This window comes from Lentzea sp. NPDC054927 (assembly GCF_053610285.1).
This window is the reverse complement of sequence record NZ_JBSGXZ010000031.1, coordinates 95261-116649: the sequence shown is the minus strand read 5'-3', so window position 1 is coordinate 116649 and position 21389 is coordinate 95261. Positions and strand designations below refer to the sequence as shown.

Annotated in this window: 18 protein-coding genes and 1 tRNA gene; 13 read left to right on the top strand and 6 right to left on the bottom strand. The window is 69.0% G+C overall.

The features are described from left to right. Window positions 1-138: 138 nt before the first annotated feature. The 5 genes from ACWGE0_RS31880 to ACWGE0_RS31860 form a co-directional block, all read right to left on the bottom strand. Complete coding sequence (locus ACWGE0_RS31880; protein WP_452264614.1) at window positions 139-591, bottom strand: DUF6319 family protein; 453 nt, start codon at window positions 589-591, stop codon at window positions 139-141. A 94-nt stretch (window positions 592-685) separates the two neighbouring features. Next, window positions 686-907, bottom strand: a complete 222-nt coding sequence (locus tag ACWGE0_RS31875; RefSeq protein WP_452264613.1) for a hypothetical protein — start codon at window positions 905-907, stop codon at window positions 686-688. After that, on the bottom strand, window positions 904-2058 hold the full coding sequence (locus ACWGE0_RS31870; RefSeq protein WP_452264612.1) for a S8 family serine peptidase: 1155 nt from the start codon (window positions 2056-2058) through the stop codon (window positions 904-906). Before ACWGE0_RS31870 ends, ACWGE0_RS31875 begins: the two co-directional genes overlap by 4 nt. 62 nt (window positions 2059-2120) lie before the next feature. Next, window positions 2121-3278, bottom strand: a complete 1158-nt coding sequence (locus ACWGE0_RS31865) for a cation:proton antiporter (RefSeq protein ID WP_452264611.1) — start codon at window positions 3276-3278, stop codon at window positions 2121-2123. A 20-nt stretch (window positions 3279-3298) separates the two neighbouring features. Beyond that, on the bottom strand, window positions 3299-3772 hold the full coding sequence (locus ACWGE0_RS31860) for a cation:proton antiporter regulatory subunit (protein WP_452264610.1): 474 nt from the start codon (window positions 3770-3772) through the stop codon (window positions 3299-3301). A gap of 18 nt (window positions 3773-3790) precedes the next feature. Here ACWGE0_RS31860 and ACWGE0_RS31855 point away from each other — a divergent pair, with 18 nt between their 5' ends. The 7 genes from ACWGE0_RS31855 (at window position 3791) to ACWGE0_RS31825 (ending at window position 14162) form a co-directional block, all read left to right on the top strand. After that, window positions 3791-4891: a DUF1015 family protein gene (locus ACWGE0_RS31855; protein WP_452264609.1), complete on the top strand. Its 1101-nt coding sequence runs from the start codon at window positions 3791-3793 to the stop codon at window positions 4889-4891. A gap of 175 nt (window positions 4892-5066) precedes the next feature. After that, window positions 5067-5933 carry a hypothetical protein gene (locus tag ACWGE0_RS31850; protein WP_452264608.1) on the top strand — a complete coding sequence of 289 codons (867 nt, stop codon included), beginning with the start codon at window positions 5067-5069 and terminating at the stop codon, window positions 5931-5933. After that, the gene (locus ACWGE0_RS31845; protein WP_452264607.1) at window positions 5933-6679 is read left to right on the top strand and encodes an ATP-binding protein; all 747 of its coding nucleotides are present in this window, start codon (window positions 5933-5935) and stop codon (window positions 6677-6679) included. Before ACWGE0_RS31850 ends, ACWGE0_RS31845 begins: the two co-directional genes overlap by 1 nt. A gap of 10 nt (window positions 6680-6689) precedes the next feature. Further along, window positions 6690-7010 carry an STAS domain-containing protein gene (locus tag ACWGE0_RS31840; protein WP_452264606.1) on the top strand — a complete coding sequence of 107 codons (321 nt, stop codon included), beginning with the start codon at window positions 6690-6692 and terminating at the stop codon, window positions 7008-7010. A gap of 171 nt (window positions 7011-7181) precedes the next feature. Then, complete coding sequence (gene aroH / locus ACWGE0_RS31835) at window positions 7182-7544, top strand: chorismate mutase (protein ID WP_452264605.1); 363 nt, start codon at window positions 7182-7184, stop codon at window positions 7542-7544. A gap of 203 nt (window positions 7545-7747) precedes the next feature. Next, on the top strand, window positions 7748-13840 hold the full coding sequence (locus tag ACWGE0_RS31830; RefSeq protein ID WP_452264604.1) for an RHS repeat-associated core domain-containing protein: 6093 nt from the start codon (window positions 7748-7750) through the stop codon (window positions 13838-13840). Continuing rightward, complete coding sequence (locus ACWGE0_RS31825; protein ID WP_452264603.1) at window positions 13818-14162, top strand: hypothetical protein; 345 nt, start codon at window positions 13818-13820, stop codon at window positions 14160-14162. The genes ACWGE0_RS31830 and ACWGE0_RS31825 overlap by 23 nt, the downstream gene beginning before the upstream one ends. On the opposite strand, the gene ACWGE0_RS31820 is transcribed toward ACWGE0_RS31825, so the two are convergent. Then, window positions 14147-16246 (bottom strand): hypothetical protein, encoded by a 2100-nt coding sequence (locus tag ACWGE0_RS31820; RefSeq protein WP_452264602.1) that lies wholly within the window; start codon window positions 16244-16246, stop codon window positions 14147-14149. The genes ACWGE0_RS31825 and ACWGE0_RS31820 overlap by 16 nt on opposite strands. A 190-nt stretch (window positions 16247-16436) precedes the next feature. On the opposite strand from ACWGE0_RS31820, the gene cmk reads away from it, so the two are divergent. The 6 genes from cmk (at window position 16437) to ACWGE0_RS31790 (ending at window position 21250) form a co-directional block, all read left to right on the top strand. Further along, the gene (gene cmk / locus ACWGE0_RS31815; RefSeq protein ID WP_452264617.1) at window positions 16437-17123 is read left to right on the top strand and encodes a (d)CMP kinase; all 687 of its coding nucleotides are present in this window, start codon (window positions 16437-16439) and stop codon (window positions 17121-17123) included. Then, window positions 17120-17758, top strand: a complete 639-nt coding sequence (locus ACWGE0_RS31810) for a lysophospholipid acyltransferase family protein (protein WP_452264601.1) — start codon at window positions 17120-17122, stop codon at window positions 17756-17758. Before cmk ends, ACWGE0_RS31810 begins: the two co-directional genes overlap by 4 nt. Next, window positions 17755-19176: a ribosome biogenesis GTPase Der gene (der, locus tag ACWGE0_RS31805; protein ID WP_452264600.1), complete on the top strand. Its 1422-nt coding sequence runs from the start codon at window positions 17755-17757 to the stop codon at window positions 19174-19176. The genes ACWGE0_RS31810 and der overlap by 4 nt, the downstream gene beginning before the upstream one ends. A gap of 65 nt (window positions 19177-19241) precedes the next feature. Next, the gene (locus ACWGE0_RS31800) at window positions 19242-19874 is read left to right on the top strand and encodes a response regulator (RefSeq protein ID WP_452264599.1); all 633 of its coding nucleotides are present in this window, start codon (window positions 19242-19244) and stop codon (window positions 19872-19874) included. Beyond that, a complete protein-coding gene (locus ACWGE0_RS31795) occupies window positions 19868-20983 on the top strand; it encodes a sensor histidine kinase (RefSeq protein WP_452264598.1) in 1116 nt (371 codons plus the stop codon). Before ACWGE0_RS31800 ends, ACWGE0_RS31795 begins: the two co-directional genes overlap by 7 nt. 193 nt (window positions 20984-21176) lie before the next feature. Next, window positions 21177-21250: transfer RNA gene (locus tag ACWGE0_RS31790), tRNA-Pro, on the top strand. The last annotated feature ends 139 nt before the right edge of the window (window positions 21251-21389 follow it).

Sequence of the window (21389 nt, the reverse complement as noted above, 5' to 3'; positions counted from 1 at the left end):
ACCCACCGGAACCTCCCGTTTCAAGCGTTAAAGACGCCTCGGCTTCGCCATCGGGACTGCTCGCCTGCGGCTTCGCTTGAGGGCATGCGAAAGGGGCGGCCCGCTGGTGCGGGCCGCCCCTTTCGGGTGGTGCTTGTGCTACTCGGAAAGCTCTGCCAGCTGGGCCTTCACCTTGGCCAGCTCGGCCTCGAGCTCCTCCATGCGGGTGCGGTGCTGGTCGCGCGCCGCCTCCAGCACGGACTCGATGCCCTCCGCGATGTCCTCGTGCAGCTCCTTGGCCGCCTTGGCCACGGCGATGGCCGGGATGACGAGGCCCGACACGACGCGCTGCGTGCCGTGGACCAGGTCTGCCTGCCACTCGCCTTCGGCGGTGCCGGTCACCGTGAGCGTGAGCTCGACGGTGCGGGTCTTCTTCGCCGTGCTCTTGGCGCGGGCGGCCGGCTTCGGCTTTTCGGCCTTGGGCGCCTCGGCGGCCGGAGCCGATTTTGGAGCCTCTGCGGGCTTCGTTGCCTCGGCCTCGGGGGCCGACGCCGGAGTTGCCTCCACGACGGTCTCCTCGACTGCCTGCACCTCGGTGAGCGTGTCCGACACGATCAGGTTTCCTCTCTGCGCAACGACGTGACCCCGCGCACAATCCTAGAACACATGTTCGATCGGGCGTGAGTGGGGTCAACGCAGAGCCTAGTCAGTACGGCGGGAGCTGCACGCGCCACTGTCGTTCGACGTCCAGGACGCCGGGCACGGAGAGCAGGGCCGGGATGGCCCGGACCTCCACCGTGCCGGTCACCACGCCCAGGGCCTCCAGGACTGTGTCCACGACCAGGCCTGCCTCCCGCAGGTCGTTCAGGACGCGCGGGAGGCTGCCTTCGGTCACGGAGACCATCACCTGGTCCACCGAACCTGTCATGGCGCCTGGACGAGTCCGGTGCCGATGTCGGTGGAGGCGAGGGGGAGGCGCAGAGCGGTGCCGGCCAGGCGGGCCCAGAGTTCGAAGCCGCGGGCGCCGGTGCGTTCGGCGATCAGGACTGCCACGCCCGCCACGTGCGGGGTCGCCATGGAGGTGCCGCGCAGGCGCGAGTACTTCTGCGGGAGCTTGAACGACGAGTAGACGTCCACGCCGGGGGCGCAGACGTCGATCTGGCCGATCTTGTCCACCGAGCCGGAGGAGAACGACGCGATGGCGCGGTTCACGTCGATCGCGGCCACGGCGATGATGGACGGGCAGCGCGCGGGGTGGCCCACCGGTGCCACGCGGGCCGGGCGCGTGGAGGCGTTGCCCGCGGCGGCGATGATCAGGGTGCCCTTGGCCATGGCGCGCTGGGCCACGGTCTCGTAGATCTGCGAGTACGGCGTGCCGGCGGGGACGTCGGCGCCCAGGGACATCGAGATGATCGCGCAGCCGTTGGCGACGGCCCAGTCGATGCCCGCGAGGATGCCGCCGTCGGAGCCGGAGCCCGCGTTCGACAGGACCTTGCCGGCGAAGATCTCGGCCTCGTAGGCGACGCCGTAGCCGGGCAGGGTGGCGGGCTTGCGCGGGCCCGCCGACGTGCCGATGCAGTGCGTGCCGTGGCCGTGGCCGTCCTGCACGTCCTCGCCGGTGATGAACGACTTCACGGTGATGGTGCGGCCCGCGAAGTCCGGGTGGTTCTGCTCGAAACCGGTGTCCAGCACGGCGATCTTGACGCCCTTGCCGGTGGCGGTGCTGACGTCCGCGCCGACGGCCTGCAGGCCCCAGGTCGTCACGGACTCGTCGGCCGCGGCTTCTGGTTCGTCCTCGGCTGGTGCGGCATACGCGTGCACGACGCGTTCCGGTTCGACGATCTGCACCGGGCCGGGGCGCTCAGCGGCGCCGTTCAGCTCGCCCAGCAGGTTCGGGTCTCCGGACACCACCGCGACGCCGAGCTCCGGGAACACCTGCAGGGTGTCCGAGCCGATGTCGCCGGTGTTCGGGTTGAACCCGGCGATCGCGCCGAGCTCGGCCAGCCCCTCATCGATGGCGTCTTCCTGCAACAGCACCAGGAACCGGCCGGTGGTCTCCACTTCCGCGGGTTCGGTCATGACGATTCGTCCCTACTCTCCGTCTAGCCCTACTAGAGAGTCGTCATCCGGCGGCACTTGTTTCAGGCCATTTGCCGTCTGCGCTGAAAGAATTCACCGATTGGCTCAACGTACTTGGCCGCGATGGGCCCGAGGATCGCCATCAGCAGCACGTACGCGGTGGCCAGCGCGGCGAGCCTGTCGTCCACCTGGCCAGACGCGACGGCCAGGCCGGCGATGACGATGGAGAACTCGCCGCGCGCCACGAGTGCCACGCCCGCACGCATGCGGCCCATCTTGCCGATGCCCTGCCTGCGCGCCGCCCACCAGCCGGTGATGATCTTCGTGAGGGTGGTGACGGCGGCCAGCGCCACGGCGATTCCAAGAACGGGTGGAATCGATTTCGGGTCGGTGTTCAGTCCGAACACGACGAAGAACATCGCGGCGAACAGATCGCGCAGCGGCTCCAGCAGACGCGTCGCGTTCTCGGCGGTCGACCCGGAGATCGCGATGCCGAGCAGGAACGCCCCGACCGCGGCGGACACCTGCAGCTGCGAGGCGATGCCGGCGACGAGCAACGCCGAGCCGAGCAGCTTGAGCAGGAACACCTCGTGGTCCGGACTGTCAACAATGGCCGAGATGAACCGGCCGTACTTCAGCGCCACCACCAGAACCACGGTGATCGCGAACAACGAGATGCCGACCGACGTGAGCCCGCCGACGAAGCTCACCCCCGCCAGCACCGCCGTGAGCACCGGCAGGTAGACGGCCATCGCCAGGTCCTCGAACACCAGCACCGACAGCACGACCGGCGTCTCGCGGTTGCCCAGCCGGCCGAGGTCGCCGAGCACCTTCGCGACGATGCCGGACGACGAGATGTAGGTGACGCCCGCCATCGCCAGCGCGCCGACGGTGCCCCAGCCCAGCAGCAACGCCGCGATCGCGCCCGGCGCGGCATTCAGGACGAGGTCCAGCACGCCCGCCATCCAGGACTTCTTCAGGCCGGTCGTGAGCTCGGACGCCGAGTACTCGAGGCCCAGCAGCAACAGCAGCAGCACCACGCCGATCTCGCTGGCGATGTGCGTGAACTCCTCGATCCCGTGTAACGGCACAAAACCGCCGGAACCGAACGCGAGACCACCGATCAGGTACAGCGGGATGGGCGAGATGCCGATCCGGCGGGCGACGCGGCCGAGCAGTCCGAGGCCGAAGAACACCGCACCGAGTTGGATCATGGCCATAGTTGTATCGGGCACTGTGCTTAACCGCCGTGGAGGATCTCAGCGGCGGCGTCGAGGCCCTCCGCGGTGCCGACGACGACAGCGAGGTCACCGTTCTCGAAGATGAAGTCGGGGCCGGGCGACGGATGCGCGTTGCCCGAGCGCACGACGGCCACGATGGACGCACCGGTCCTCGTTCGCAGAGCGGTCTCACCGAGCGTGTGGCTGGAGAACGCGGTGACCGGCAGCTGACGGGTCGTGATGCCCGTGATGTCGCGGTGCTCCTCGCGCAGGTGGGCGACGAGCTGCGGCGCGCCGAGCAGGCCCGCGAGCGTGTTCGCCTCTTCCGGGGAGAGGGGTATCGAGGCGGCGCAGGAGTCGGGATCGCTCGCTTTGGAGAGGATCAGCTCGAACCGGCCGTCCCGGTAGGTGATCACACCGACGCGGCGTCCCGCGCGGATCATGAAGTCCTGGCGCGTCCCGATACCCGGCAAGGGCGTGATCTCTACGTTCACAGGGATCATGATACTGGGATGTCTCTGCCAGTACGCCCAGTGCGACGCGGGTGGGTGGTGCGCGATCGCGTGCCCGGCCCGGACGTCGACGAGTTCGCCGAACCCGGCCAGGTGATCGGAGCGCTCGCCAGAGCCCCGCACGGCACGTTGCTGGCCGTCCAGCACCCCCATCGCACGCCTGCCGCGCTGGCTGCGGGCACGGGCCTGCTCGACGCGCTGCCGCACGCCCGCGCCGAGCTCGCGGCGTTGATCCGGCGGGCGTACCGCGAGGTGACCGACGTCGTCGCGCCGTACCGGGTGGACGGACCGGACGGGACGGCGTGCGGGCTGCTGTGCCTGGTCGACCCCGACGCGATCGCGCACACCGAGGACGTCTACCCGGACGTCGTCGCCGAGCGCGGGCAGGTGCTGGCCTCGCTCGGCATCGCCACGAGCGCCGCGATGCTGATCCCGATCACGCCTCACGACGGGCTGACGTCGTTGGTGCTCGGAATCGACGACGAACCGGCGGTGTCGCTTGTGGACTCCGGCGGGCGCAGGCACTGGGTGTGGCTCGTCGGACCGGGTGCGCAGCAGGACGCGTTCCTCGAAGCGGCGGGCGCGCATCCGTTGCTCGTGGCGGACGGCAACCACCGGGTCGCCGCGGCGCGGGAGGCGGGTCTGTCCGGGTTGCTGGCGCTGATCACGTCGGGGCCGGGGTTGCGGGTCGGGCCGATCCATCGCGCGATCGTCGGTACCGGGTTGGGCGCGTCCGATCTGGTGACGGCGTGGGAACGGGTCGGGCTGACGGTGTCGTCGTTGCCGTACGTCGTCGATCCGGAACCGGGCGTGGTCGTGGTGCGCTGCGCCGACGAGGTGCTGCGGGTCGAACTTCCTGCGGGGCAACGGATCGATCACGCCGTCGTGGAGTCGTTGCTGCTGGACCAGGCGCTCGGGCTGGACCCGGAGAGCCCGTGCGTGCGGCCGGTCACCGATCCGTCCGCCGAGGCAGAAGCAGTGCTGCTCATCGCACCGGTACCGCTGAAAGAGGTGCTCGAGGGATCGAAAATGCCGCGCAAGAGCACTTATTTCACGCCGAAACCGCGCAGTGGGCTCCTGCTGGCGGACCTGACACCGTAGGTCCCTGTCCGGCGGATTCGTTCGGCCCTGTCGAACGAACAAACCCCGGAACAGACTTCGGGCACACGGTCACCCCGAGGCCCCTGGAGAACTGCGAATGCGCTACGAGCCGTCACCCTCGTTGCCGCCCCCTCATTCCAAGATCGGACTAGTGCACGTCAAGCACCTGAGGGCGATGACTGCTGCGTTGCGCGCTGTGGATTACCGCTACGGAGGCGGGGCTTGCCGCACCCAGGCGCAGGCCCTGTTGTCGTGGTGTGACAAGGCGTTCGCGCACTCGGCCAGTGCCGTGGTGCGCAGCGAGTTCCGTTGCGCCATCGCGGAACTGCACGCGCTCGCTGGCTGGACCGCCTTCGACGCCGGGCTCGGCGGGTCCGCGCATCGCCACTTCCATCTCGCCCTGAACTTCGCCCAGGACGGTGATCTGGTGGCGAACATCCGCTATCGGATGGGGCGGGTCCACCTGCACCACGGTGGACCCGCCGAAGCGCTCGGCATGTTCCGGCTGGCCGGGCTCGTCGCGAACAGTCATCACACGAACGCGATCCTGGCCGCGAACCAGGCTTGGTGCTACGCCGAACTGGGACAGCGGGTGCCCGCGCTGGCGTTGCTGGGACGTGCGCACGACGAGTTCGGGCGCGCGGATGTGGTCGATGCCGCGCCCTGGGCCGCTTTCTTCGACGTGCACGACCTCGCGGCCATCACCGGCACGGTCTACACGGCTCTCGCGCGCACGGTCGACGAGAGCTTCGCGCGGCCGGCGATCACGTCGTTGCGTCAGGCCGTGACGGGGTATGGCGACGACATGGCGCGCAGCCGGACGTTCGCCCTCATCGCGTTGTCGCTCAACCATCTCGTGGAGGGCGATGCGGACGAAGCGGCGGCGGTCGCGGGTCTGGCCGTTGCGCAGACCGGCGACATGATGTCCGCACGCACGCGCAAGAAGCTCGAACCGTTGCACGCGGAAGCGGACAGACGCAGAGCGACCACGCTGAGAGAACTCATCACGCCGTTGCTGGCAGCTCCGGAGTACGCGGCGTGATGAGCGCACAGACCCGGTGGTTTCCGGCGATCCCGGGGTCGTTGCCCGAGATCCGGGCCTTCGTGCGCACTCTCGCCGGTGAGTCCGGGCTGAACGGTGACGACGCGCGTGACGTGCTGCTGGCGGTGTCCGAGGCGGCGGACAACGCGGTGCAGCGCGCGGGTGCGTCCATCGTCGGCGTGACCTGGGAGCCGCGTGATCACGCGGTGTTGCTGACCATCGAGGACGACGGCGTGTTCGACCACGGCGGCGGTACCTCCGCCCGCCCGCTGGGGCTGCGGCTGCTGTTCGGCATCGCCGACGAGGTGCAGGTGCGGCCCGGCAAACCGACCTGGCCCGGCACGGTCGTGCGAGCGCTCGTGCGGGTCTGGTCGCGTGCGGGCGTCCCGGACCTGCCCGCGCCTCCGGGACGCCCGCGCGTGCTGCTCGTGGACGGCGACCGGTTCTCCGGCCAGTCGCTGGCCGCGTTCCTGCACGCCGAGGGCTACGACGTGACGCTCGTGACGACGGTCGGGGCCGCCGAGTCGGCGTTGGAGAGCCCGCCCGCACTGGCGATCGTGGACCTGCTGACGTCTCATGGTGAGGGGACCAGGTTCGCGGCCGTCGCGCGGACGTTCGGGGTGCCGGTCGTAGCCGTTTCGGCGATCGAGCCGGCCACGCATCTTGCCGATGCTTACTTGCCGAAACCGGCGCACCCGCTCCGCGTGCTCGCGGCGGTGCGGGACCTGTTGTCTCCAGATCCGTGAGGCACCCACGATGGATCCCGAATCAGACTTGCTGGAGGTGCGGCGCCGGGGCGCGGTGGTGACGCTCACCGGTGAGGTCGATCTGACCACCAGCGACCTGCTGCGGTCGGAATTGGCCCTGGCCTGCGCATTCGGGGACGCCGCCGGGGACGTGGTGATCGACTTCAGCGACCTGACGTTCATCGGGTCGAGCGGCCTGCACGTGCTGATCGAGACGGCGACGTCGCTGGGGCAGCGGCGGCTCGTGCTGCTCGGCGGCGGGTGGGCGGCCTACGTCGTGAACCTGCTCGGCCTCACCCTGCGGTACCCCAACATCGTGGTCGACGATTGAGACTTCCTCAAAAACGGACTGACGCGTCGGGTTTCCGTCTCAGCGGGGCGCGGAATGCGGCTGAATTGGCTTGCCACCCGTCGAGGTGGGAACGCGCTCTCACAATCGGCGGGCACGCAACGCTGTTGCGCGTCCGGGCGTACGAGGCCGTGCCGCGCTAGTGTCGGAAGTATGGCGGTACGAGCGATCAGGGGAGCCACGCAGATCGACGCGGACTCGCGCGACCTGGTGCTGGAGGCCACGGCCGAGCTGGTGCGCGAGGTCCTGGACCGCAACGCGCTGTCTCCCGACGATCTGATCAGCGTCGTTCTCACCGCCACCCCCGACCTGACGTCCGAGTTCCCCGCCTACGCCGCGCGCCAGGCTGGGCTCTCGGACGTGCCGCTGCTGTGCGCGACCGAGATCGCGGTGCCGGGATCCATGCCGCGGGTGATCCGGCTGCTGGCCCACGTCGAGACGGACCTGCCGCGCTCTTCGGTCAAGCACGTGTATCTGCGCGGTGCCGCCGCTCTCCGCACCGATCTGAATCACTGATCGTTTTCGGGAATCCCTTTTTCTGTGCGAGGCGGAATTTCTCTCAACTCGCCCGAATGGGCGTTTTGCTCCTGTCTGGTAACCGATAGGAAGGATGCGAAACCACCCGCCTGATTCGTCTCACGCATTGTTCTGGGTCACCTTGGGGAAGTCGTGACCGGCGTTGACGCGAACGGGCGGAAACCTTGGGGGCAGGGGGAACCGTGGGGGTTCGAAAGGCGCGCCGGGCGCGCCTCATTGCGCTGAGCTGTGTCGTGGTGGTGGGCGCGAGCCTGCTCCAGGCGGTGACGTTCGGGCCTGCGGCAGGAGCCGCGCCCGGAGTCACCTCGGGTGCGGGGCCGGTGGATCGGCCGGCGCCCGCGTCCGCACGGCCGGATGAGGCCGTACCGCCGGACAAGTGGCCACCGGTCGTGCCGGTTGGTCTGAAGGCCGGTGGCGCACCGGCCAAGGTGGACAAAGCCAGAATCGCGCAGGTCAGGGCGGAAGCCGACGAGGTCTTCGCCAACGTCGAGCTGCGCTCGGGTTTCGTGCTCGGCGACACCTCGCTGGTGGCCTACTTCGACGTCAAGGACGATCCACGGCCGTGGCAGTCCTGGCGCGTGAGGGTTTTCGAGGCCGGGAGCGAGACCGAGCAGGCATCGACCACGCTGCCGCGGTCCGATCTGGACGTCCGATGTGGAGCTGTTCGGCAGTTCTGCCGGTCGTTCGGCGCGGCCGACGGCTGGGTGCTGGACCGCGAGAAGGACTACTTCGTCACGATCGCCGCGGTACTGGACGAGGGCGGCGAACTCGTGTCCTCGCCCAGCTCGACCAGCAAGCCGCGCACGACGGAGCTGCCGGATCCGCTGCCGGTCGAGCAGGTGTCCGGGTGCGGCTGCGGCTCGGCGTTGAGCAGCACCGGCGCGCGCCCGGCGTTCCGCGGCGACGGCGTCAACACAGCGACCGGCGCGTACAGCCGTCTCGAACCAGACCTGGCGATGTCGTCGTTCGGCGTGCCGTTCTCGTCGAACCGCGTGTACTCGTCGAGCCTCACGATTCCGGGGCCGTTCGGACCGGGCTGGGCCTGGTCGTACAACATGCGCGTCACGCCGACCGGCCAGGGCGCGATGGTGCTCGCGGACGACGGCGCGCAGGTGCTCTTCAAGAACGCCGACGGCGGTGGTTTCCAGCGGCCGCCGGGCGTGCGGTCGACGTTGCGCAAGACCGCCGCGGGCTGGGAGCTCGTCACCCTCGCGCAGATCACCTACGAGTTCGACGGCCAGGGCAGGCTGATCTCGGTCCGCACACCGCGTGGCGTCGCGACGAAGCTCGCGTACACCGGCGAAGGCGTCGAAATCACCGACCCGTCCGGTCGCGTGGTGAAGGTGCGGGTCGAGAAGGAGCGCATCCGCTGGATCGAGCTGCCCGATCACCGCAAGACGTTCTACGACTACGACGACGCCGGGCGGCTGAAGCTCTTCAAGGACGCCCGAGGCAACAAGTGGAAGTACGGCTACGGCGCCGACGACCGGCTGACCGAGGTGCACAGCCCGCAGGACCACAAGCGGATCATCTTGGTGCGCAACGAGTACGGCGCTGACGGCCGGGTCGCGAAGCAGCTCGACGCGTTGGGCAACGCCACGTCGTTCGCCTGGAACGGTGAGTCACAGGAAGCCACCACCACTGACGCGGACGGCGTGATCGTCCGTGATGGCTACCGCGGCAACGTGCTGCTGTACACCCGTCGTGGCGCCGGTGACACAGACAACCACCGCTACGACAAGTCCTTGAACCGCGCGTTGGTCGTCAACGGCAACCACAACCAGCACGAGTCGCTGTACGACCTCAACGGCAACCCGGTCACCCGCCGTGCACCGCAGCCGATGGTGTTCGACGAGAAGACGAAGTACGACGCCCGCAACAACCCGATCGAGTTCACCGACGCGAACGGCAACGTCTGGAAGAACACCTACAACGAGTTCGACGAGCTGATCCGCAGCACGGACGCGGAGAACCACTCGATCACCTACGCCTACGACGACCGCGGCCTGCGCACCAGCCAGACCGACCAGCGCGGCAAAGTGACGAAGTACGAGTACTTCGCCGCGGGGCAGCCGAACGCGGGCCTGCTCTTCGCCGTCGTCTCGCCCGAGGGCAGGCGTTCCGAGCTCGGTTACGACAGGACCGGCCGCCGCACGACGGAAACCGACCCGCGCGGCACGGTCGCCGGCGTGAACCGCTGGCAGTTCACCACGAAGTTCACCTACGACGAGCAGGACAGAGTCGTCGAGGTCCAGGAGCCGGGCAAGGACCACTCGTGGCGCACGTTCTACGACGAGGTCGGCCGGACCCGCGCGACGATCAACCCGGAGGGCGTCGAGGTCAAGCACCGCTACCTCGACAACGGCCGCCTCGACGCGGTCGTCGACCCGCGCAAGACCAGCAGGATCACTTACACCAACGCGGGACGGCGTGCGGCGACGCGGACGGAGATGGGCGGCGAGGGCCCCGACCTGATCACGTCGTACCAGTACAACGCCAAGGGGCTGATGCAGTCGACCACGTCGCCGCGAGGCAACGTGCCGGGAGCCAACCCGGCTGACTTCACCACCACCTACCGCTACGACGCCAACGACAACCTGGTGCGCATGTCCCGGCCGTATCCGGGCGGCCAGGTCGTGCATCGCGACGTCAAGGTGGACCCGCTCGACCGCACGACGTCCACTGTGGACGAGTTCAACAAGACGTCGTCGTTCCAGCGCTCCGACACCGGACAACTCACCGCGACCAAGGACACGCTCGGCCGTGAGCTGAAGATGGGCTACGACCGCAACGGGCGGCAGACCACGCAGTCCGACGCGGGCGGCAACGCCACGAAGTACACCTACGACGAGGCCGGCAACAAGACCAGCCGCACCGACGCGTCCGGTGGCAGGACCACGTGGGAGTACAGCGACGACGGCCTGCTCGTCGCCACGACCGAGCCGCGCGGCAACGTCGCGGGCGCGGACAAGGAGAGGTTCACCACCCACCTCGAGTACGACCTGGCGGGCAACCGGACCAAGGTCGTCGACGCGCTCGACCAGGCCACCACGTCCGCGTTCGACGCGAACGACCGGCTCACCTCGGTCACCGACGCGAACAACCACACCACCCGGTACCGCTACCGGGAGGACAACCAGATCCACAGCATCCACACGGCGGACGCGAGGTACTTCCAGCACGCGCCGGACACCAACGCGACCGTCTACGACTACTACGACGACGGTCTCCTGAAGTCGGTGCGCGACCCGTACTTCCGCACGACGCGGCTCGACTACGACCGGGCCGGGCGCCCGCTGAGCACGGTGGACCCGTTGGGGCGCAAGACCGAGGCGGGCTACGACGCCGAGGACAACATCGTCACGACGCTCACCAAGTACCAGCACGAGCGCCTCACCGACGAGGAACGGGCGAAGCGCACGGTCGTCAGCACGTTCGACATCGTGAACCGGCGAGAACGCCGTGCGCTGGGCAACGCCGGCCCCGTCTACACGTGGGGATACGACGCCAAGGATCGCGTCACGTCGTATGGCGACCCGCTCGGCGTGCGTGAGGTCACCTACGACGACGAAGACCAGATCAAGCGGATCACCCGTCGTGAGGCGAACAACCGCACGGAGACGTTCAACTACGAATACGACGTCCGGGGCGAGATCACCCTTCGCGAGTACCCGGACGGCACGCGGGTCACGACGGACCACGACAAGGACGGCCGGGTCACCGAGCTGACCGCGGCGGGCGCCACGTGGAAGTTCGGCTACGACGTGGCCGGGCGGCGCACCAGCACGACGTTGCCCAGCGCCACCGGCCTGGCGGAGAACCGCGTCTACGACGACGCGGGCCGGCTGACCGGCATCGGCACCGAGCGCGTGGGCCCGGCGCGACCCGACGTCCAGGACCCGGTGTCGAACCACCAGCTCACCCTCGACCCCGTCGGCAACCCGACGAAGGTCGTCACGACGCGCGGTGGCGTGTCCGAGTCGGTGGCCTACGCCTACGACGACGTCGATCGCCTGACCTCGGCGTGCTACGCGGCGGCCGACTGCGGCAAGCACTCCGCCGCGGCGGGCCGGATCGACTACGAGTACGACCTGGTCGGCAACCGCACCAAGCAGAAGCGGTCCGGCACGGCGGGCGACGATCTGACGCTCTACCACTACGACTCGGCGAACCAGCTGACCAAGAAGATCTTCGATCCGCGTGGTGGCGGCGCGACGATCACCGACTACGACTACGACATCAACGGCAACCAGACCAAGGCGGGCAAGGAGAAGTTCAGCTACCACCTCGACAACACGCTCGCCACGGCCACGAACGCCGGCGGTGCCACGACGTCGTTCACCTACGACGCCACAGGGCTGCGGATCGCCGGTACCTCGGGCGAGACGACCAAGCGCTGGGCGTGGGACGTCAACGGCACCCTGCCGCAGCTCGCGGTGGACACCACCACCAACGCCGCCGGTGCTGTGCTGGAGAAGCGCGGCTTCGCCCACGGCCCGGACGACGAGCCGCTGGCGTTGCTCGACCCGGCCGCCGGCGTGCACCCCTACACGCACGACTGGCTCGGCGGCACGGCGAACATGCTGTCGCCGGACGGAAAACCACTGGCGGGTTACGACTACGACCCGTTCGGCAACGCGCGCCAGGGCCCGACCCTGACGCCGGGCGAGCCGCAGGGACCGGCCAACCCGTTGCGCTTCACCGGTCAGTACCAGGACTCCAGCGCCGGCGAGGGCAACTACTACCTGCGGGCCCGCACCTACAACCCCGACACCGGGCGGTTCACCTCGACCGACCCGATGCCGCAGCCAGGTCCCGCGATCTCCTCCTACGCCTACGCGGAGAACAACCCGGTGGCGTTCAGCGACCCGACCGGCGCCGTGGTCGACGCGGGCGGCGGCGGTGGCGGCACGACGCTGGAGAACGGCGCCACCGAACCGACCGGGCCGAGCCCCGAGGACGTCGCCAAGGCGCAGCAGCTGCAGAGCAAGAGCCTGCTCGACGTGATCCTGGAGGCGGGCGGCCAGATCCTGATGGAGTTCCTGGGGATCAACGACCTCATGAACTGCCTCAAGGGCGACCTGGGCGCCTGCGTCTCACTGGTCGTGGGCGCGCTGCCGTGGGGCAAGATCTTCAAGGCCCCGAAGATCGTCGGGGCGATCTTCAAGGCGGGCAAGGCCGTCGTGTCCTTCTTCCAGGAGCTGAAGTGGGCGCGCGCCATCATCCAGGGCGCGGAGAAGGCGGCCGAGGCGGCGAAGGCCGCGGCGGCGGCAGCGGCGAAGGCCGCGGCGGAGAAGGCGGCCAAACTCCGTGCGGCCGCTGAGGAAGCAGCGCGCAAGGCCGCCGCTCAGGCAGCCGAACGTGCCAAAGCCGCCGCGGCCAAGGCGAAAGCGGCGACCAAGAAGAAACCCGAGACCTGTCCGGTCGGCGCCAAGCACAGCTTCCCCGCCGGCACACGGGTGCTGCTCGCCGACGGCACGTCGAAGCCGATCGAGGAGGTCCAGTCCGGCGACACCGTGGTGGCGGGCGAGCCCGTCTCCGGCAAGTCCGTGGACCAGCAGGTGTACTTCACCATCCGCACGGACCACGACAAGTCCTATGTGGATGTGACGGTGCGCGGCACCGACGGTGGGACGTCCACGATCACGGCCACGGACAACCACCCGTTCTGGTCGGTGACCGCCGGGCGCTGGGTGGACGCGGGCGAGCTTCGTCCGGACGACCTCCTGCAGACAGCCGCCGGAACGTTCGTGCAGATCTCCGCCGTGCGCGCCTACACAGGCTCGCAACGCACGTTCGACCTGACCATCAACGGCACCAACACCTACTACGCGCTGGCCGGCTCGACCCCGCTGCTGGTCCACAACTGCGGCACCGGCGGTAGCGGAGGCAGCGGTACCAGCACGACACCGCAGGTCGGTTCCGGCAAGGCCTACTCGGTGGCCTACGAGATGGACCTGCCGAAGTCCGCCTACCCCGGCAAGTCGCGCGGGCACCACTTCAAGGAGGCGAACCGCGACCTGCTCGCGGCGATGGACGGGGACGCGGACTTCTCGCAGATGATGGAAGACATGATTCCGGGCATCCGAGGAGCGATCGTCGGTCCGCGGGGCGGCATCAAGCGCAGGTCGCCCACGTCGCTGGGGTGGACGTGGCACCACCACGCCGATGTGGGCAAGATGCAGCTGGTGCCCGTCGCGCAGCACGAGGCGGGTGGACTGTTCCACGGTCTCTTCCACCCTGGAGGCAAAGGTGGCTTCAAGATCTGGGGCTGACCCGGCCACGCTGGGCGAGCTCGTCGCGGCCATCGACGACGTGCCCAGGGACCAGACGATCTACGTGCCCGCCGAGGTACCCGAGGAGGACGTCGGCCCGGCCACACCGGTGACGCTGGTGCCCGACCCCGAGGAAGCGGGGGAGGACGAGGACGAACCGGACCCTCCACCGGGCACGCGATACCTGCTGGAAGTGTGGCTGGCGAAGGAGGTTCTGGAGGTGTGGTCGTCCTGGCGGGGCGGTAGGCGGCCCAGCCTGGACGAGGCGTGCGGGGCGGTCGCCCACTACGCGGGCCACGACGCCTATCAGCCGGTCGACTGAGGGAGGGGCGCCGGCTTCGGCGCCCCTTCTTCCCGTTGGCTGAAGTACTGCTGCAGGCGTTGGTGACGGAACTCGTACGCAGCTCCCACCTGGCGCAGGACGCCGCGCTGGTGTGCGTCGTCGAGGAAGTGCATGAGGCGCCAGGGAAGTTTGCGGAACACGGCGAACCAGAAGCGCGCGATGCCGAACTTGACCCAGGCGCCTGTGAACTGCCACCAACACACGAGCACGGCCGCCAACCAGATCATGAAGCCGGCGATCTCGAGGGTCAGAGGTTCCTCCGTACTCACGAGCGTCAAGCCCACGGCGCAGTACACAGCGATCGTGGAGAGCACATAGGTCAAGGTGGCTTTGCGGTCACCGGCCAATGCAGTGGGAGTGTCCACCGGAGCGTCGACAGCGATCGTCGTCGCGAGTGAGTAAACGGATACGCCGATACCGCCCAGCAGGCCAACGACCAATAGACTGGTCAACGGCATTTCGGGCAACACGAACGTACCTACCAGGAACATCAGCAGGAGACCGATGGTCATCTGGGTGGCGAACAGGCGGGTGACGCGCTGCCACGTGAGCACCAAGTTCTTGGGCGGCGGAACGAACACCTTTTCGGTGTGTGGTATCGCCATCACCAGCACAGTCGACGCCCAGCCTGCCAGCGCTCCCAGCAAAGACATGACGACCGCGGCTGCCAGGAGCATCACCAGTGCTGGCATGCCCCAGATCGCAGTGGAACGGATGTCCGCCGTCTCCGACCGCGCGTTGAGGACGGCGAGGCCGAAAACGGATGCTGCGCTGATCAATGCGAAACGGGTCGCAGATGTGATCACGTGGGCCGCGGGCAGCAACAGGAACAGCCTCCACCACGCGAGGTTCCCCGCGACCGGATTCACGGCCAGCCTGCGGGCCAGGAAGGCGAACCGCCGCCGCGCTTTCGCCGCGTCCGGCACCGGATAGAGCGCCGGAAGGTATGAGTCGAGCAGTTGGTGTTCGACGGCGGTGGACGTCGTGTGCGCGAGAAGGTCCGCAGGATCGGTCAACGGTGACCTGTATGCGGTCCTGGCCAGGTAGATGGCCAGTGGAGTGGACAGTGCTCGTGCCAGCACGCCTGCCGGTTCCCGAAGCAGGGCAGTCACGACCGGTTGCCAACGTTGTTCGTTCTCCTGTGTACCGGCTTCGAGGTACCGTGCCGCTTCGGCCGCGTCGACCGGCTTCAGCTCGACCACCGCCGCACGGCCGACGGGGACCCCGGTCTCCCGGATGATCTCCTCGTAGTCGTCGGCCCGGCACGTCAGGACCATCGGCTTGTTGCGGCCGACCACGTTCGCGATCTCCCGCACCGCCTCGACCTTCGAGGCGACCTCGTCCAACGCGTCCAGCACGGGCAGGACCATCCCGCGCTCGATCAGGTCCCGCGCGACTTCCGGCCCGTGCGCGCCGCGCTTGCGGAACGCCGGGTGGTCGACCGAGATCCGTTGTGTCATCCAGGTTTCCAGGTCCTGGGCTTTCGGATCCCACGAGGCGAGGGACAGCAGCACCGGCGCGGCATCGCCGGTCTGTCGTCGATCGAGCAGCCGGAGCGTCAGGAGGGCGGCCGCGCTCGTCTTGCCGGAGCCGGGTTCACCCAGCAGCACGAGTTGATGGCCGGGCAGCTTCCACAGGGCGTCCGCCAGTTCGTCGACGCCTCCGCGCAGCTTGAGCCGCTTGGGTCTGGCCGCCATCGCGTCCGCCCCGACTACCTCCGCCGCACTCGGTGCGACCGGACGTTCGGTGGAGGCCCAGCGGACGTCCAGCGGTTCCTGGCGGGTGAGGCCGCGTGCGCCGGCTTCGCGTTCCCACTGCCTGGTGACGAGCCGGGCCAGATCTTCCAAGGCCTGGCCGGGATCGCCGGTGGTCGTCGTGGTGGCGTTGTTGCGGAGGCCGAGCAAACCGACGAACAAGCCTGCGAGCCCGATCAGCGCACCGAAGACACTGCCGAGCTTGTCGCCCATCTCCAGCGCGTCGTCGGAGTTGGCCAGCCAGATCAAGAAGCCGATCACCGCCATGCCGAATCCGGCGATGACGAGCCTCCACCTGCCTAAGTGCACCGGCACATGATTCCCGATGGCTGGTGCTGTCGAGCGCAGGCGGCGCTGATAGCCGCGATGTGTCGGCGAACATCAGCGCTGAGCTGGGGCGAGGTCATCCCCGCCGCCGGTGCGGGCGTTCGCACCAGGCACAATGTGGGCCGTGGGCGTCTCGGAGGGAGCTGCGGTGGGCCAGGGTCAGTTGCGCGGTGTGGTGGCACTCGACGGTCCGTCGGGCACCGGCAAGTCCACCGTCGCCAAGCGTCTCGCGATGGCGCTGGACGCGCGCTACCTCGACACCGGCTCGATGTACCGGGCGATCACCGTCGCGGTGCTGCGGGCGGGCGTCGACCCTGCCGACGAGGTCAAGGTCGCCGAGGTCGCGGACAACGCGGTGCTGCTGGTCGGCACCGATCCCGGCAGGCCGGGCATCACGCTGGACGGTGACGACGTGTCGGCGGAGATCCGCGGGCCCGAGGTGACGCTGGCGGTGTCGCCCGTGTCGGCGGCCAGGCACGTGCGCGAGCTGCTCGTCGCGCAGCAGCGGGCGATCATCGCGGACGCGGTCGACAACGTGGGCGGCATCGTGGTCGAGGGGCGTGACATCGGCACCGTCGTGTCGCCGGACGCTCCGTTGAAGGTCTACCTGACGGCGTCTGCGGACGCACGGGCCGCACGCAGGACCAAACAGGACAACGCCGCCGGACGTGTGTCCACTGTGGACGCTGTGCTCAAGGACGTGCAGCGGCGCGACAACTACGACTCCAGCCGCGCGGTCTCGCCGCTCAAGGCGGCGGACGACGCGGTCGAGCTGGACAACACCGACCTCGATCTCGCGGGCACCATCGACGCGTTGCTGGACCTGGTGCAACGGCGAGGGCTGAGGGTGACCGGGTGACAGTTCCTCCTGCGAGCCTGCCGTGGCTGACCGACATCGGCAGGTGGATCGCTCGCGGGCCGTACGCGTGGCAGTTCCGGATTCGGGTCCACGGCCGTGACCGCGTACCCTTGAGCGGCGGCGTGGTCGTCGTCGCCAACCACAGCTCGATGGCGGATGGGCCGATCCTGTTCGGCGCACTGCCTCGGCGCGTGACGTTCCTGATCAAGCAGGAGATGTTCAAGGGCGTCGTGGGCACCCTGCTTCTCAAGATCGGGCAGATCCCCGTCAAACGGGGAGAAGCCGATCGCACCGCGTTGACCAGCGCGTTGTCCGTGCTGAAGGCGGGTGGCGTGATCGGGGTCTTTCCCGAGGGCACTCGTGGCGAGGGCGACGTGGCGAGCGCGCAGAACGGTGCGGCGTGGCTGGCCAAGACGTCCGGCGCGATGGTGCTGCCGGTCGCCTGCCGCGGGACTTTTCAGGCCAAGGGCTGGCGGCCCGAGGTCGACGTGCTGATCGGTGAGCCGTTCCACCTCCCGGAAGGGAAGGGGCGAGCGGCCCTGGGCGTTGCCACCGAGCAGGTGCGTGATCGCCTGGCGACACTGGTCGCCGAACTTGATGGACTTCGCAAGAGCAAGAGTGAGGGAAGACGATGACGGACCTGGACGGCACCTGGGAGGACGAGGCCGACTGGTCAGCCTTCGGCGACCTCGACGGCTCTGACGGCGAGGACGCGCCGCCGCCGCAGCCGGTGCTCGCGGTGGTGGGACGGCCGAACGTCGGCAAGTCCACGCTGGTCAACCGCATCATCGGCCGGCGAGAGGCCGTGGTGCAGGACGTGCCGGGCGTGACGCGTGACCGAGTGGCGTACGACGCGCTGTGGAACGGCCGCAAGTTCACCGTGGTCGACACGGGCGGCTGGGAGCCGGACGCGCAGGGCCTGCAGGCCTCCGTGGCCGCGCAGGCGGAGCTCGCGATGGCGACCGCGGACGTGATCCTGGTGGTCGTGGACGGGTCGGTGGGCGCGACGACGACCGAGGAGGCCGTCGCGAAGATCCTGCGCCGCTCCAAGAAGCCGGTGATCCTGTGCGCGTCCAAGGTGGACGACGAGCGCCTGATGGCCGACATCGCGTCGCTGTGGTCGCTGGGCCTGGGCGAGCCGTACCCGGTGTCCGGTCTGCACGGCCGCGGCTCCGGTGACCTGCTCGACGTCATCCTGCAGAAGCTGCCCGAGACCCCGCGCGACGACTTCCGGGGAGGTGCCGGTGGCCCGCGTCGCGTGGCGCTCGTCGGCAAGCCGAACGTGGGCAAGTCGTCGCTGCTCAACCGCCTGACCGGCGAGAACCGCTCGGTCGTCGACTCGGTCGCCGGCACCACCGTCGACCCGGTCGACTCGCTGGTTGAGCTGGACGGCGAGATCTGGCGCTTCGTCGACACGGCCGGCCTGCGCAAGCGGGTGAAGTTCGAAAGCGGCGCCGAGTACTACGCCTCGCTGCGCACGAAGTCGGCGATCGAGACCGCCGAGGTCGCGATCGTGCTGCTGGACGCGCACGAGCCGTTGTCCGAACAGGACCTCCGCGTGCTCACGATGGTGGTCGAGTCGGGCCGCGCGTGCGTGCTGGCGTTCAACAAGTGGGACCTCGTCGACGAGGACCGCCGCAACGAGATGGTCCGCGAGCTCGAACGCGGCCTCGTGCGCGTGCCCTGGGCCGACAAGGTCAACATCTCCGCCCTGACCGGCCGCTCCGTGCACAAGCTCGCGCCGTCGCTGCGGACCGCGCTGAACTCGTGGGACACGCGCGTCCCGACTGGCCGCCTGAACCAGTGGCTGTCGGACCTGATCTCCGCGACCCCGCCGCCGGTGCGTGGTGGCAAGCAGCCCAAGGTGCTGTTCGCGACCCAGGCCTCGACCCGCCCGCCGACGTTCGTGCTGTTCACGACCGGCTTCCTCGAGGCGAGCTACCGCCGGTTCATCGAGCGCAAGCTGCGTGAGGAGTTCGGCTTCGAGGGCAGCCCGGTCCGCATCTCCGTGCGCGTGCGCGAGAAGAAGAAGGCCGGCGTCGGCAAGAAGTAGTTTCTCCGGGTGACGGCCCGGCCGATCTGGTTGCCCTTTGGCATGGGGTGCGGTTGGTTGGGTCAGTGGCCGTACGAGTGGTGCTAGCCGACGACGAGGCCCTGCTGCGGCGGGGCCTGAAAGTCCTCCTGGAGGCCGACGGACGAGTCGAGGTGGTCGGCGAGGCCGCCGACGGCGCCGAACTCGTCGAGATGGTCCTGGCCCACCTGCCCGACGTGGTCCTGGTCGACGTGCAGATGCCCGGCGTGGACGGCCTGGAGGCGGTGCGCAGGCTGAGAACCTGGGCCACGCCACCGGCCATCGCCGTGCTGACCACGTTCGACCTGGACGACTACGTGGCGACAGCCCTGGACCTGGGCGCCCAGGGCTTCCTGCTGAAGGACGCCGAACCCGAGACCCTGGTCAGAGCCGTGGTGGACCTGGCAGCCGGCGGCGCCGTCCTGGACCCGCGCATCACCGCCCGCCTGCTGCCGCGGCTGCGAGGCTTCCGCGCGAACCGCCAACTCGACTCCCTCTCGGCCCGCGAACGCCAGGTGCTGGAACTGGTCGCCGGCGGCCGTTCGAACCACTCGATCGCCGACGAACTCTGCCTGTCCGAGGCGACGGTGAAGAGCTACGTCTCCACCGTCCTGACCAAGCTGGGCGTGGAAAACCGGGTGCAGGCGGCTCTGGTCGCCCACCAGGTCGGTGTGTGGTGAAACCGCTCATCCGCGAAATCCTCACCGTGGGCATCACCACGGGCGTAGTCCTGCTGACTCAAGACCGCCCGTTCCCCTGGTCCCTGTGGACCGCGATAGGCGCGTCCCTGCTGTTGCCCTTACGCCTGCGCTGGCCGTGGCTCGCCACGTTGTTATGCGTCCCGGCAGTAGCCGGCGGCCTGGGCTGGGCCCCGGCCCTGGTAGCCCAATACCGCCTGGGCCGCAAGGAAAAGTCCATCCCGGTCCAGCTCTTCTGGGTAGTGCTCATGACCGTGGCCGCGATCGCCCCGGTGCTGTTGACCGAGGACATCCCCCTGGGCCCCCTGCTCCTGGCCACCGCCTTCGCCTTCGGCCTGGCCGCCGCCCCCACAGCCCTCGGCGCACTGGTCACCACCCGCAAAGACCTCACCCAGTCGCTGTACGAAACCCGCCGCGCCCGAGCCGCCGAACTGGAAGCCCAGGAAACCTCGGCCCGAGCCGCCGAACGAGCCCGAATAGCCCGCGAAATCCACGACGCCGTAGGCCACCACGCCACCCTGATAGCCGTGGAATCCGCAGCCCTGGCCGCCACCGCCTCAGACCCCGCCGTACGCGAGTCGGCCCAACGCCTACGCGCCCTGGCAAAGGAATCCCTGTCAGAAATGCGGGCGGCCCTGGGCCTCCTGAACTCCGACACCTCCTACCCGTCGCTGCAGGAACTGGTGGACCGAGCCCGAGTGGCCGGCGTGTCCGCAACCCTCTCCGAAACAGGCGACGCGGCCCTCTCACCCGCCGTCTCCAGAGCACTGTTCCGAGTGGTCCAAGAAGCCCTGACCAACGTGACAAAACACGCCCCAGGCGCCTCCGTCGTGGTCACCGTGGACCGAGGCACACCAGTGCGCGTCTCAGTGGTGAACGGCCCAGGCGAACTGCCGTCCCTGGGCGACCGAGGCGGCGCGGGCCTGCACGGCCTGTCCGAACGCGTCCGCCTGGCAGGCGGCACCCTGACCACCTCCTACCGAGCGGACGGCGGCTTCAGCGTGTCCGCCGTCCTACCGCCCGGTAAGTCGAAGGTTGACGGACAAGACTCGACTTTCGGCGGTGGCGCCCGCGACCCGGCCAACGCATAGTTCTTGCTGTCGGTCGAGGATCGGGGGATCGGTCGGACCGAGGGACGCGGGGACCCGCACGTCGGGTCCCCGCCGTATTTCCGGGGGCCTCCGCGGGTTTCCGCAGCTAGGGCCCTGTCCGAGGGGCCGTTTTTGATCTCTGTTCAGGGTGTTGTAGGATTCTCCCTGCACGCCGGGAAACCGGGAGTGTGGCCGGGACGTGGCGCAGTTTGGTAGCGCACTTGACTGGGGGTCAAGGGGTCGCAGGTTCAAATCCTGTCGTCCCGACGGTCGGAGAAGCCGCTCTGCTTGGGTATTTGCCCAGGTAGAGCGGCTTCTTTCGTTCCCAGTCCCCCCTGTGGCTGCCTGCGAACCCGCACTGCCTGGGGACCACCTGGGGACCAGCTGCACGCGGTAGGACATGTGG

Bases quoted from the DNA above. Each gene is read 5' to 3' on its own strand.
- ACWGE0_RS31875 (WP_452264613.1), bottom strand. From the start codon at position 907: ATGACAGGTTCGGTGGACCAGGTGATGGTCTCCGTGACCGAAGGCAGC.
- ACWGE0_RS31870 (WP_452264612.1), bottom strand. From the start codon at position 2,058: ATGACCGAACCCGCGGAAGTGGAGACCACCGGCCGGTTCCTGGTGCTG.
- ACWGE0_RS31865 (WP_452264611.1), bottom strand. From the start codon at position 3,278: ATGGCCATGATCCAACTCGGTGCGGTGTTCTTCGGCCTCGGACTGCTC.
- ACWGE0_RS31855 (WP_452264609.1), top strand. From the start codon at position 3,791: ATGTCTCTGCCAGTACGCCCAGTGCGACGCGGGTGGGTGGTGCGCGAT.
- ACWGE0_RS31850 (WP_452264608.1), top strand. From the start codon at position 5,067: ATGACTGCTGCGTTGCGCGCTGTGGATTACCGCTACGGAGGCGGGGCT.
- ACWGE0_RS31845 (WP_452264607.1), top strand. From the start codon at position 5,933: ATGAGCGCACAGACCCGGTGGTTTCCGGCGATCCCGGGGTCGTTGCCC.
- ACWGE0_RS31840 (WP_452264606.1), top strand. From the start codon at position 6,690: ATGGATCCCGAATCAGACTTGCTGGAGGTGCGGCGCCGGGGCGCGGTG.
- aroH (WP_452264605.1), top strand. From the start codon at position 7,182: ATGGCGGTACGAGCGATCAGGGGAGCCACGCAGATCGACGCGGACTCG.
- der (WP_452264600.1), top strand. From the start codon at position 17,755: ATGACGGACCTGGACGGCACCTGGGAGGACGAGGCCGACTGGTCAGCC.